The following is a 13,252-nucleotide window of genomic DNA, read 5'->3' as shown; positions in this document are numbered from 1 at the left end:
CCTACCATTTAGGACGAGCGTTAAAAGTTACTCAAAATTCTAAATTCAAGTAGACGATAAAGCTTAAAATCTAGAATGTGATAGTAATATAAAAGCGATTACACCATTTGGGTAAACACATGCTTGAATTTGAAATTGAAGTGGGTGTCTCTGTAACTATAATAGGAGTTACTCTACTTCTGGCATGGCTTCAATATTTACAATTTCACTGCGGTTTAATGTTATTTTAAATCGTTGTATCCGTTCACCTTCTTTATCTAGGCTACGTAATATAAGGTTTATCTGATAACGACGCTCAACACCTTGGCTTGATATTTTTTGACCATCTAGGTCATACAAACGCCCCGCGCCTTTTTTTAAAAAACGAACAAAGGGGGTTAAATTAAAAAAGATCTGTTGCTGAATTTCGTCATAACCCGGCAACAACTCTTTCGCGAGTACTTTATTATCACAACGGAAGTGCAATAACCGGGCATCTTGTTTGTTTTGCTGCCTGCGTTGCTGAAATAAGGTATTAACGCTTTCAGGCAAGTCTTTATTTTTTATATATTCAAGCCACAAGGTTTGGCTGAGTATTCGTTTTCGGTCCACACTGTGGCTAAACAAGTTTTGCCACTTAGGCCGACCTTTTTGAATTTTTCGCCAAATAAGGCTGGTGAGGTCTTCTTTGAAGGTTTCCCTTAAACCATATATAACACCTAAGAAGGCGATAAGAGCAACGGTGACTTCTGTGAAACTTGATCTTGCATTAAGGACTAAAACCATCACAAAGGCCATGATAACCGCGGTAACACTTCCCCTCACTAATCGTTTTAAATTAGCATCTAAATAGCGAGTTTTCTTTTTAAAAACAACTCCGTACTCTATCAAACGTTGTAACAGTCTCATTTTATTGGTGATACGGTTGGGGTCATCTAGGGTGATTTGTGAGTTGTAGTTTTGTTCTGCACGATAATTATTTTCTTCTCGACAAAAGGCCAATAAAAATTCACGTTCAGTGGAAAAATCACTGCTTTTAGGCCCCCTTGATATCAGTTTTAAAAAAGACTGTTCAATGTGCCAACTTAAAAAGTTATCCGCATTTTCGTAAAATGAATTTAACTGGCTATCAGGTGGAGTATAACGACGTAGCTTTTTAACTAATCCAGATATTTGTTCCGCTAATACAATTGCTGCAGGATAAAACTCCTCAGCATTTTTTAATTTCAGGGTTTGTTTTATATCGGCATCTAACGCTATTTTCAGTTGGTAAGAAAATAAATTTAGGTTTAAACGGTAATCACTTTGACCATCTTTATTTTCCCCCTCAAAGCGTTGACTAATAAAACGACTTCGTACTAATGGCAGATGTAATTGATCGGAATAATAGGCACTCTGACTCTTTATATTACTATAAAAGTAATCTTCAGCGTTTAAGGTGTCTGGGCTTATCCCCATCTCAACAGGCAGCGAAAAATATAGGTCAATACGTTGCATTGCTTGTGGCAATAATTGATGACTGATCTTTATCGATAAATTTTCATCTTGAGATAATTTTACCTTCTTCACTGCTTATTGTTACTCCTTTTAATATTTATTTGAATCATATGTTTTGCAAAACCAGTGTACTACACCATGTTAAGCATAAGAAATATTTGCTGCATAATGGCACAAATATATAGCCTAATATGTATCCAAAAAGTTAAGCGAAATAGGAATTTTTTCTTCCCTTAATTAGATACATCACTAACCGTCTTTTAACGACAGTTGAAGGGAAGTCAAAGCTAAGTAAGTTAATGGCAAATGGTTGAAATATATAGGTTAACCCATATATAGAATTCTAGCGAAGACGATACTGCGAAAAATGTTAACATTAATCACAGATTTATTTTCATTAATTGGGGTAAATAAGTCGTGGCAAAGACAATTTTAAAGTAAGTGTAGTAGATAAACGTTTTATATAGAGCAAATCATTCGATAAAGGTTCCTCGCTATATTTAAATACAAATTTAGTGCCTTAACTGGCACTATTTTACTTTTCTCATCACGGAGCAAACCATTCAATGATTGATTTTTTAGCTGTATTTATCACGTTTTTCGCCGTCATTGATCCAATTGGCACCTTGCCTGTTTTTATCGCTGTCACCGAACAATATGATCAAAAAACGAAACGCCGTGTTGCTTTACTCGCGACCATAGCGGCAGCTTGTGTATTGTTATTCTTTTTAGTGATGGGAGAAATCGTACTTACGGCATTATCTATCCCATTACCGGCATTTCAAATATCTGGTGGCATAGTCCTGTTTTTATTCGCACTTAATATGATCTTCGGTGACAGTAAGCCGGATGAAGAAATTAAAATGTTACAAGACTCACATAAAGAGACAGCTATCTTTCCATTGGCTGTTCCTTCCATCGCCAGTCCTGGAGCGATGTTGGCGGCAGTGTTGTTAACCAAGAATTCAACTTATACCATCTGGGAGCAAATGCAGACTGCCTTGGTTATGTTATCGGTGTTGGTTTTAACTTATGTATTAATGCTCTTGGCAGGCGTTATAAATCGTGCGGTCGGTAGCAGTGGAGCCAGTGTGATCAGCCGAGTGATGGGGTTAATATTATCGTCAATAGCCACCACCAATATTTTAACCGGCCTAAGTGAATATTATAAAGTTATGCAGTAGTAATATATGAGGTAGCAATACAAGCAGGACGTTATCCCTCTTGCTTTTAACGCGGCTAAGATTTGATAGGTTATGGAGGACAAATGAAACTACAAGGAAAGATTATTAGTTGGAATGACGACAAAGGTTTTGGTTTTGTTGAACCTAAGGGGGGAGGCGAAAGAGCATTTGTACATGTGAAGGCGTTTACGTCTCGAAGTCGAAGACCCGTTAATGGTGACCAAATCATTTATGAATTAGTGTATGAAAAGAACAACCAATATAAAGCAGAAAATATTAAGTTTACGTCTCAAGCCACTAACCAACCGTTAAAGTTACAATCGAACAACACTAGACATAACAAAAATGAAAATAGTGTAGCGGGCAAGTTTACCTTTATATTCTTTCTCACTTTATGTTTATTGGTTTTGTTCGGCGTGTTACCTATAACTGTCTTAGGTATATATTTATTAATGAGTGTTTTGACCTTTTGTTTTTATGCCATTGATAAATCGGCTGCGAAGAATGGTCGGTGGAGAACCGCAGAAAGTACGCTGCATCTTTTGTCCTTAACCGGAGGTTGGCCGGGTGCATATTTAGCGCAAAAAAAATTACGACATAAGTCGATTAAAAAAACGTTTCAGCGCGTTTTTTGGTTAACGGTTTGGATAAACATCTTAATATTGATTTGGCTTCAAACCGAATTAGGCACATATTTGCTAAATGATCTGATCATTAAACGGTTAAATGCCTGAGCTCTCAATTATCATGGCAATCAGAAGGTTAATTAAAATCCGATATAATATGATTATGTCGGATTTTATTAGCAGATCATCTGATACAGACCCAAACAGGCTAAAATATTAGTCCGCCAAAATAGCTGCCAATACATAGACTAAGGGGGCATTCCAGTTGATAGCGACTTCATTGGTAGCATAACTGCACCAATCATCAATATAGGTTATTGCTGGCTGATCAAATTGATAATCACAACCATCTTGTTTGCCACTATGTGGGCCACCTACTAACATACCTGGAATAGGCGCGACTATGCCATCACTGACAGAAACTCTGTGGTGTGGGAATAAAGGACTTTTACTGCCAAAGCCAGTGACGTAGGAATAGTCGGTTGGGTTTCTCCCTAATACATAATCAATAATACTTAAGGCTGCATTTTTATAGGCTTGTTTTGATGAAAGTCTATGAGCTTGCATTAATATCAGTGCTTTATTTAATGCAACGGAATTACTGCCCCATACAAAATCAGACTCAACCAAAGGCACTTGATAACCATTGTCATTATATTGCTGCACTAAGTTGTCAGCTAATGCCAATTGTTCTGACTTTATCTTTTGATAAATTACAGGTGGGATGATTGCCTGACCTTTTATTAATAAGGTACTGGTGGCTAAATACGCGACATATGACCAAGAGGGTACGTCAATTTTACTTCTGAAGTTAAGGTATTGTTCCAGGTATTTAGGCTTTTGAGTCGTTATAAATAACTCCGCGGCAGCCCATGAAAACTCGTCATTAAAACTATCATCTCCATATTCACCGCTGCTTACGTCATCTGGTTGCGAATACACCAGATTAGGGTTTGAAACAGCCCATTGCCAAGCTAATTCAGCGGAGCTTAACCATTGTTTTGTTTGCCCATTATTATATGGTTCATAAATACGTGTGGCCATCGCCAAAACTGCAGCATAATCGAGTGCGGCAGATGTGGATTTTCCGATAACAAAGCGCTCTCTTTTATCTTGCACCGGCATTTCTTTACCCGGCCAAGCTAGTGTGGTGAGTTTGTGATAAACCGAACCATCTGGATCTTGCATGGTGGCAAGCCAATCAATATTCCATTTGGCTTCGTTTAGAATATCGGGAATATTATCATTAGATTCTGGGATATTGGTGTTACGGTTTTGATAAAATGTTGGGAAATGTTCATAAGATGCTAATAAGGTATAAGTGGCAATCCCCGAGTTGACTACATATTTACCGTAATCGCCTGCATCATACCAACCTTTAGTCGACTCAATCATGCTTGACTCAGGACGTGCAGTACTTGCAGCGGATGCATGTACTTTAACTTCATTGTCGGCATGTCCTTCTGCTCTTGACCATTGTTGTCCATAAGGTGATTCAATCGCTAAACTAGAACGGTTGAAGTAATAGGACTTGAGTGCACTGTCGTGTAACTTGTCGTACACATTTGATGCAATATCAAATTCAGCTGAATCTGCCACTCCATTAACCTTTAAAAAATAACGTCCTTCTTTTATTACGGATGAAAAGTCAGCTACTTTGAATGATCTATTTCCTGCGGCTTGCCATGATTTTGCACTCGTTAATTTGCCTTTATAAACAAGTTTACCTGTGTCGAGTGAAACCAACCTGAATGATTGTTGATTTACATTTGGCACTATGGCAACTTTACGAGCATTAGGCAGATAACCCAATTGGTTCAATTGTATTTTTTGCGTAGTAATAGGGTCAGCGTTTTGGTTAATCAGGGAAGTGCAGGCGATGACGACAAGGGTTAACATTCCTAAGACAATTAATCTAACTATATTCATTTCTATAAGCTCCACTTAACGATACGTATACAAAATCACTACAAACATATTGCCTTTAAATTATGGCTAACACCACAGTCAAAACCGATTCTAATCTAATGAAAATCCAAATAGGTTGATTTGCGTTTTGTAAGGCACTTGTTCGGCTGAAATAATAAGTTGGTCAATTAAACCCAAGTATGTCCCCATATGGTGTGCAATTAGATTTTTTTCACTTGGGATAGCAGAGGTAAACTTTGTTGCTCTTAACATACTTTTTAAGCCGCCAGTCTGGGCGAATTTATGGTTTCCCATTAAAATAACTTCTTCGCCATGGTGCCAATAAATATCTAAATTTTTTATTTGCATTGGACTTAATGGCGGTACTAAAGGGACGATATCTAGCGGGGTAACTACACGTATTAAAGGCAGTTCGGAAAATTGTTTAGCACCAGCTGTATTGGTCACTTTAGGTTGCCCAAAAGTAATAACTTGAGGAACTTGATAACCTTCTTGTTGTAGATACATGGCCAGCACAACCGCTATTGAACCTCCTAAACTATGACCGGTTAGTTTTATTGGTGTGTTAGTCAGTAAATAAGGTTTCACATCTTGAAATACTGCCTTTGCTCCTGCGCTAAATCCGCGATGAAGCGGAATGTTAAGTTGACTATCGGGCTGTAATTGTATGTCCAAATCCAACATCACATTTTCTACATTAGCCGTACCTCTTATGGCAATGGTTTGGGTATTAGCATGTTTACTTAAAAAGTAGCTTACTTGAGAGGTTTCAAGTGTATTTTGATGGATTAAGGTTTGCCCTTGTTGTTGTAAAGTGGCTTGTATTTGATTTACATCGAGATAGGTGTCATTGGCTAATTGAGCTTGACGTTTTATCTCGCCAAAATCTTGGTTGGCAAAAGCATATTGGCCTGTATTTATAACCAAAATAATTAGTGCGAAAAGCAGAGTTTTAAACATGTTTGAATGGAATTCACAGATGTTAATTTAAAACCTAGAGATTACTTTAAATACTATATGACTCATAGTGCTTTGTAGATAAGAATATCAAAATAGTCTGTTAAGCCATGCAGGAATAGTCAGTTTGAAACAGTTTGTTTCTCTTGCGCTCACCTGCTAAATTATTGCTGCAATTAGATATATTTTTTATAGTCGATCAATGGCTTATCTTTTGACGATGCAGTTAACATGAGGTCCTATCTATAGTGACTAAAAAGGAGTTATCAATGAAACATTATTTTGCAGGTATTTGTTTATTTTTTATGTCGGCAACCACGTATGCCAATAATTCAGAATTAGATTTGAACGCGTTTGCTCGAACTTACTTTAATAGTATGGTGGCAACTCAAGCACCCAACGCAACCGCAAAAGATATAGAAGTTTATCTCGCGTTACTGACCGATGATATTGGCCATACACATTTGCCTTATGTCACCGATGACTCACGACAATCAAATGGAAAAGAATTAATGCGCAAAGGCATGACTTTTTACCTTGGTGCGCATACTAAATATGAAGCTCAATTGTTAGATGTCTTTACCTTTAATACATCAGCTGTGGCAATTCGGTATAAAAATAAAGCCGAAGGTATCCACCCACAAAACCAACAAGCGCTGGCTTATTCACAAGTAATGATGGAAGTTTTAGAAATAGAAGATGGCAAAGTGGCGATTATTCGTAAGTACCACGAGTAATTGGTCACTGAATAAATCATTTATCCAATGAAACAGGTGAAATGTGTACCGCAGAAAACATCATATTAGTTGCGCCAAAGCGATAACATAGATAGAGAAATGTCGCTTTTTGACGTATTTAGGTAAGTTTTATCAATTGTTTGTAGTAAAAAAGGTTATTTATTTTATTTAATTTAAATAAAAGTTTTTTCTACATGACTTGATTTACATAGGGTCTAGGCAATAATGAATAACTATCAGTCGAACTTATCACGATTGAATCCATGTACGCGTCACTATTATTAGTTTATTTTAGATTTGACATGTACAATGCAGATGCAAAGTATTGCAATTAACAAATTTAAATTAAAGAGTATATTATGAGTAAAGGTACAGTTAAGTGGTTTAATGCCGATAAAGGTTTCGGATTCATCACTCCAGAAGATGGAAGCAAAGATCTTTTTGTTCACCATTCAGAAATTCAAAGTGGTGGCGGTTACGCAACACTTAACGACGGTCAAGCTGTAGAGTTTGAAGTTGGCGAAGGTCAAAAAGGCCCTTGTGCAAATAAAGTAGTTCCTCTTTAGTATCTAATTACTATTAAGAGACTATGGCGTCATTAGTTTTACTACTGGCGTTTTTTTATGCCTGTTATTTATAAATCTATTCCTTTCGCTTAAAACGTCCTTGCCATTTTTAACCATAATATTCACAGCCTAAGGATGTTGGTTATTGTAACCATTTCGACGTCATTTCGGCCCATTGTTTTTTACCTGTAGGTGAACTGAGCCAGTCTTCTATTTCTTTTCTTATGTATGGACTTAATTTGGAGACTAAAATGCTACGCTTAAATTCTTTATTATGGTCTTTTAAGATAAATAAATTATCTGCTATTTCTGGCTTTTTCCGGACTAAGTACCAATAGGTTTGTGCTCCCATAACACCTACCTCACCACGTTTCTTCAACAGCATATCGGGGATTAATACTTCACGTTGAACATTGGCTCGTAAAATATTGTGTTTTTTGAAACTTTCTTCTAATTCAAAATATGTATATCCACGCACACCTACAAGGGTTTTGTTATGCAATGATGTCACATCTTCGTATACGAGAGATTGGTCATTAGTAATATAGAGTTCTTTGTCGTTGAATAAGTCTTTTATCCAATAAAATTTTGTTTCATTTACATCGTCCATCCAAATAGGATTAGTCCATAAAATTACGCCTCCGGTTTTACTTAACGAATCTAAAGCTCTTCGTTTAGGTAAATGAATAAGATTGTAAGTGTATTTTTTAGAATGTTGGTTTAAGGCATTGATGAAGTCGTAACTCAATCCAATTGAGTTATTGTCAATGGCATATGGCGGTTTATGAATATAGGTATAGAGATCAATGGATTGTTTGTTAGTAGCAAAACTATAACTTGATATAATTAGAATAAAAAACGTCAGTGTTTGTAAGAACTTCATTATTTACTGGTTACTTAACAAAATATCATATTAGCTAATAGAACAAATTTTAAATGTTTACACAATAAAAATAACTATTAAGATAGATAAATCAGTAGTTTACCTAAATGGTTAACAATGTATTTTAATAAATGCTTAAACTTACAAAATTAGTATTTATGTTATTTAATGGATCCGGTATGTTAGTTAACTTGTCGTCCCTTTTATTTAAGGGCCCTGTTTGGGGCAAATAAAAAGGGGTAAACGATGTCTAATCACTTGTCCTATTACATGTGCCTTCCATAGATAATAACTCGCAGGAAGTCTTTAGATATGTTTTCACCTGATTACAGGTTCAACCATAGGAAAATACATTGAGTCAATTTTCGAAAAACATAGCACCTTATGTCAATGATGAAATCATTAAAGCCACTCAAGCCCAGAAACTTGGTGATTTTGCTACTGCATTTACACATTTAGAGAATGCACACGTACTAGGTCAAGAATCTACCTATTGGCATGTGAAAGTGCATTATCTCATGATGCTTTGGGGGATTCGACAAGCCAATGTAGGTGAGATATTTGGCCAGTTATTAAGAATTATTGGTGCGGCATTATTAACGGCAATAAAAGGTGTGCCAGTCGGTAATACCGGTGGAAGTAACGTTAGTCCGCTTAAAGTGATGCCGATAAAACCAGAACATGCTGAACTAATAGCCAAAGCGAAAGTAACGAGAAAATAGGCGTATTTTATGAGTAAAGTCTTAATATTTGGTAACTCAGGTTCGGGTAAATCAACGCTAGCCAAAAAATATTGTTTAAAAAATAAAGCCGTACATTTGGACTTAGATACAATTGCTTGGCAACAACCTGAGTCTCCTGACAAACCACCAATGAGAATGGCGCTTTGTGATTCAAAACAATACATACACAACTTTATAACTGAAAATGAAAACTGGGTTATTGAAGGGTGTTACGCAGATTTGTTAGCAATGGCCACAGAGCAAGCTGACGAAATGATCTTTTTAAATTTGCCGGTAGATGCATGTATACAAAATGCAAAACAACGACCTTGGGAGCCGCATAAATATGAATCAAAAGCCGCGCAAGATACCAACTTAGAAATGTTGATTAATTGGATTTCTCAATATCCAGAACGTGATGACTGTTTTTCCGAGCAAGCCCACATTCAGTTGTTTAATGGCTTTGATGGGAAAAAGCAAATGATGACGAGTAACCACTAGTTATTGTTAAATAACATGGTGAATAGCAGAGATCCATATGACGACCAATTTAAATAAAGATGTAATTGTTATCAGTCCAAGCTAAAAAGCAACTGTCGAGAAATGTGACCAAAGTTTGTATCAGCGCTTAGATAGACACTATAACCAGTTTGTAGATCATAAGTTGGTATCATGCCACGAATTTGAGCAAGATTGGACGAATTGGGAGATACACCCTAATGGTGATGAAGTCATTGTTTTGTTAGGGGGGAAAGCAACCTTTGTATTAGATTTGCCTGATGGTCATGAGTGTACTGATTTAGAAGAAGAGGGGAGCGTTATTATCATTCCCCAAAATATCTGGCATACGGTAAAAACCAAAGTGAAAACTAAACTCTTATTCATCACCCCTGGTGAAGGCACACAACACAAAAGTGTATGAAACCCATCCCAAATGCAATGATTTGTCCGGCTATAATAATCACCTTTTATCTTAATATCTTCGAATCTTGCTGGTTAACTAACCCTCTTAATCTGCGACAGCCACTCATTGAACATATGATATAGCTTTACGCTCATAGGTTAACGGTTAAAACAGATTGTTTCTGTTATAAACTCTTGTTAAGTTAATTAAATATTAATTCACAAAATCAAAATATAAATTCATTTTTTTTGCGCGCAAGGAATACATTTTAGGTTAACTAAATAACCTAATCTTTGTTGTGCACAGAGCATAATTAACAGGAGAATAATTAAAATGAAACTTGAGTCCATTGCCTTACACGAAGGTTACAAATCAGAAGAAACAACTAAAGCAGCAGCAGTTCCAATTTACCAAACTACCTCTTTTACGTTTGATAATACCCAGCATGGAGCTGATTTATTTGACCTTAAAGTACCGGGCAATATATACACGCGTATAATGAACCCAACCACCGATGTGTTAGAGAAACGGGTTGCAGCAATGGAAGGGGGCATCGCCGCATTATGCGTTGCTTCAGGAATGGCTGCTATCACGTATGCCATTGAGTGTATTTGTGAATCAGGTGATAATATAGTTAGTACTAGCCAACTGTATGGCGGTACGTATAACTTCTTTGCTCATTCTTTACCAAGACAAGGTATTGAAGCACGTATGGTGTCATGTGATGACTTTGACGGCTTTGATGCTGCCATTGATGACAATACCAAAGCAATCTTTTGTGAGTCGATAGGCAACCCTGCTGGCAATATTGTTGATATCAAACGTTTAGCTGAAATTGCTCATAAACATGGTGTTCCACTTATTGTTGATAATACGGTTGCCACGCCGTTTTTATGCCGCCCATTTGAGTTAGGCGCAGACATAGTTGTGCATTCTCTGACTAAATACATTGGTGGACATGGTACGTCCATTGGCGGTGCAATAGTGGACTCTGGAAAGTTTGATTGGGTAGCAAATAAAGCGCGTTTCCCAGTATTAAATCAACCAGACCCTTCTTACCATGATGTTGTATATACCGAGGCGTTAGGTGCTGCTGCCTATATTGGACGTTGTCGTGTTGTGCCACTTAGAAATACAGGCGCCGCTATATCACCTATGAATGCGTTCCAAATTATGCAAGGGTTAGAAACTCTTGGTTTGAGAATGGAACGTCATTGTGAAAATGCTGAAAAACTGGCTGCATTCTTACAACAACATAAAAAAGTAAAATGGGTTAATTACGCAGCATTGCCAGAAAGCCCGTATTATGAAAAATGCAAAGAGATCACAAATTCCAAAGCCTCTGGTATTTTAAGTTTTGGACTTGAAGGTGGCATTGAAGCCTGTTCAAAATTTATCGACTCACTTGAGATGATTTTACGCTTAGTGAATATAGGTGATGCTAAATCATTGGCTTGTCATCCTGCTTCTACAACCCATCGTCAGTTAAACGAAAAAGAGTTAGCTTCTGCGGGGGTCAGCGCTGACCTTATTAGAATCTCTGTGGGTATCGAACATATAGACGATATCATCGCAGATGTTAGCCAAGCGTTAGATAAGGCGTAGCAGTAATAATTGAATCCAAAGTTGGCTAATCTCGTTTAATAACGGTTTAGCCAACTCCAACTACATTAAACACTTATTTAATGTTGATTCCATATTTTTGTAATTTACGATAAAACGTCCTAACACCAATTCCTAATTTATCGGCAAGTAATTCTGCAGATAAGTCTGAATTGCGTATAGATTTAATCAAATGCTGTTTCTCAACCTTTTCTAGGGACATGAGGTCACTTGAAAAGTCACCATTTTCTATTTGTGGATCCGCAAAAATATATGTCGGTAGATCGTCTTGTTGTATTTCGTCTTCATCCGCTAATAACGATGCTTGTTCCACTACATTTTTCAACTCTCTAATATTGCCGGGAAAGCTGTATAGGCTTAATTTTTTAAGGGCTGTTGCACTGAAGTATTTAAAAGGGTTGTCCGAGTGTTTTAAAAAATATTGAGCTAACAAAGTTATATCGCTCGCTCGCTCATTTAAAGAAGGAAGATGAATTGGAAAACCAGCAATTCGATAATAAAGATCTTCTCTAAATTCCCCTTTTTTTACCATTTCTAATAAATTTTTATGGCTTGCGGCTAAAAAACGAAAGTCAGAACTTTTCTGTTTCAAACTACCCACAGCACGATAACTTTTAGTTTCAAGCAACCTTAATAATTTTACTTGCATGTTTAAAGGGACATCGCCAATTTCATCAAAAAATACGGTACCGCCGTTTGCTAAATCGATTAATCCATTTTTACTTTGAGTCGCGCCGGTGAAAGCGCCTTTGTCGTGACCGAATAATTCAGATTCAAATAAATTTTCGTTTAATCCAGTGCATTCAATTATGACGAAAGGCTTTTCGCTACGCTGACTTTGGTTATGAAGGGCTTTGGCCACCAACTCTTTACCCGTACCAGTTTGACCTTGTAATAATACTGATATGTTTGATTTTGCGGCTCGGTTAACTTGTTTTAGTAAGTGCAGAAATGGCTTACTGTTACCAATCATCTTGTTTTTTTGCATGTTGGTAGATGCAAATTTAATATCCTCAAGAATTTCAAGATAGCCAATCGTAATACCATCATCGTCAGTTATTGGTTTCATCAAAATATCGCAAAACTGTTTGCCTTTTTCAGTGTGATGAACATGCACAACGCTGGATGATTTTCCTGTATTGATACAGGTTTGCATTGGACAGCTTTCTCCAGCCTTATCGCATGGTTGATGACTGTTGTGTGATATCTCATAACAACGACTCGTGCCTAAAATTACTTCTTTATGATAAACATCACGATACGCCTGATTGACGGCTTTAATGGTGTAGTCGGTGTTAATAAATATGACCGGCTTTTCAATTGCATCAATGGTCGACTGTATCACTGAAATATTCATGGTCAGAGTAAGATAATTAAACGTAGAATTTAATATGACATAAACTTATTGGTTATACAAATAAACTGTCATAAGTGTCATTCGTATTGTCATTAATGACAGTGTAGGTTTTGGTGTAAAATATTGATCTAGATTAACTTATTGTTTTGTATAGTTAAATTTAGTTTGTTTGTTTGGTTCGTTATTTGCTATATGTACTTTGACACTTATGTCGAACCGTCACTGATGCTGTTGAGCAAAAGTTAATTATAAATTGGACTAAATTAATTAGTCGAACATGGAGATTGG

General features: G+C 36.7%; 13 protein-coding genes. 8 read left to right on the top strand and 5 right to left on the bottom strand.

Going from position 1 to position 13,252, the window contains the following annotated elements:
* Nucleotides 1-168: 168 nt before the first annotated feature.
* Nucleotides 169-1,548 carry a hypothetical protein gene (locus tag KO505_RS08405; protein WP_216054994.1) on the bottom strand — a complete coding sequence of 460 codons (1,380 nt, stop codon included), beginning with the start codon at nucleotides 1,546-1,548 and terminating at the stop codon, nucleotides 169-171.
* 494 nt (nucleotides 1,549-2,042) lie between these two features.
* Here KO505_RS08405 and KO505_RS08400 point away from each other — a divergent pair, with 494 nt between their 5' ends.
* Nucleotides 2,043-2,660, top strand: coding sequence for a MarC family protein (locus KO505_RS08400; protein ID WP_216054993.1), 618 nt, complete (start codon nucleotides 2,043-2,045; stop codon nucleotides 2,658-2,660).
* An 83-nt stretch (nucleotides 2,661-2,743) separates the two neighbouring features.
* On the top strand, nucleotides 2,744-3,394 hold the full coding sequence (locus KO505_RS08395; RefSeq protein WP_216054992.1) for a cold shock and DUF1294 domain-containing protein: 651 nt from the start codon (nucleotides 2,744-2,746) through the stop codon (nucleotides 3,392-3,394).
* Between the two features lie 108 nt (nucleotides 3,395-3,502).
* On the opposite strand, the gene KO505_RS08390 is transcribed toward KO505_RS08395, so the two are convergent.
* Together KO505_RS08390 and KO505_RS08385 are read right to left on the bottom strand one after the other, a co-directional pair.
* A complete protein-coding gene (locus tag KO505_RS08390; protein ID WP_216054991.1) occupies nucleotides 3,503-5,215 on the bottom strand; it encodes a glycoside hydrolase family 9 protein in 1,713 nt (570 codons plus the stop codon).
* A gap of 90 nt (nucleotides 5,216-5,305) precedes the next feature.
* The gene (locus KO505_RS08385; RefSeq protein ID WP_216054990.1) at nucleotides 5,306-6,175 is read right to left on the bottom strand and encodes a thioesterase domain-containing protein; all 870 of its coding nucleotides are present in this window, start codon (nucleotides 6,173-6,175) and stop codon (nucleotides 5,306-5,308) included.
* 266 nt (nucleotides 6,176-6,441) lie between these two features.
* Between KO505_RS08385 and KO505_RS08380 the strand changes: the two genes are divergently transcribed.
* Both KO505_RS08380 and KO505_RS08375 read left to right on the top strand, forming a co-directional pair.
* Nucleotides 6,442-6,909: a nuclear transport factor 2 family protein gene (locus KO505_RS08380; protein ID WP_371819980.1), complete on the top strand. Its 468-nt coding sequence runs from the start codon at nucleotides 6,442-6,444 to the stop codon at nucleotides 6,907-6,909.
* A gap of 359 nt (nucleotides 6,910-7,268) precedes the next feature.
* Nucleotides 7,269-7,475, top strand: a complete 207-nt coding sequence (locus KO505_RS08375) for a cold-shock protein (RefSeq protein ID WP_216054989.1) — start codon at nucleotides 7,269-7,271, stop codon at nucleotides 7,473-7,475.
* A 142-nt stretch (nucleotides 7,476-7,617) separates the two neighbouring features.
* Here KO505_RS08375 and KO505_RS08370 read toward each other — a convergent pair whose 3' ends face one another.
* Complete coding sequence (locus KO505_RS08370) at nucleotides 7,618-8,358, bottom strand: hypothetical protein (RefSeq protein ID WP_216054988.1); 741 nt, start codon at nucleotides 8,356-8,358, stop codon at nucleotides 7,618-7,620.
* 353 nt (nucleotides 8,359-8,711) lie between these two features.
* On the opposite strand from KO505_RS08370, the gene KO505_RS08365 reads away from it, so the two are divergent.
* From KO505_RS08365 to KO505_RS08350, 4 genes are all read left to right on the top strand, one after another.
* On the top strand, nucleotides 8,712-9,080 hold the full coding sequence (locus KO505_RS08365; protein WP_216054987.1) for a DUF3703 domain-containing protein: 369 nt from the start codon (nucleotides 8,712-8,714) through the stop codon (nucleotides 9,078-9,080).
* Nucleotides 9,081-9,089: 9 nt separating this feature from the next.
* On the top strand, nucleotides 9,090-9,581 hold the full coding sequence (locus KO505_RS08360) for an AAA family ATPase (RefSeq protein ID WP_216054986.1): 492 nt from the start codon (nucleotides 9,090-9,092) through the stop codon (nucleotides 9,579-9,581).
* A gap of 163 nt (nucleotides 9,582-9,744) precedes the next feature.
* Entirely contained in the window at nucleotides 9,745-10,002 is a 258-nt protein-coding gene (locus tag KO505_RS08355) for a hypothetical protein (RefSeq protein ID WP_216054985.1), read from the top strand.
* Nucleotides 10,003-10,317: 315 nt separating this feature from the next.
* A complete protein-coding gene (locus tag KO505_RS08350) occupies nucleotides 10,318-11,589 on the top strand; it encodes an O-acetylhomoserine aminocarboxypropyltransferase/cysteine synthase family protein (protein ID WP_216054984.1) in 1,272 nt (423 codons plus the stop codon).
* Nucleotides 11,590-11,662: 73 nt separating this feature from the next.
* On the opposite strand, the gene KO505_RS08345 is transcribed toward KO505_RS08350, so the two are convergent.
* Entirely contained in the window at nucleotides 11,663-12,964 is a 1,302-nt protein-coding gene (locus KO505_RS08345) for a sigma-54-dependent Fis family transcriptional regulator (protein ID WP_216054983.1), read from the bottom strand.
* Nucleotides 12,965-13,252: the final 288 nt, after the last annotated feature.

The organism is Psychrosphaera sp. F3M07, from assembly GCF_018860345.1.
GTDB classification, from domain to species: Bacteria; Pseudomonadota; Gammaproteobacteria; order Enterobacterales; family Alteromonadaceae; genus Psychrosphaera; species Psychrosphaera aquimarina.
The sequence above is the reverse complement of the archived record's forward strand: the minus strand, read 5'-3'. Positions and strand labels throughout refer to the sequence as shown.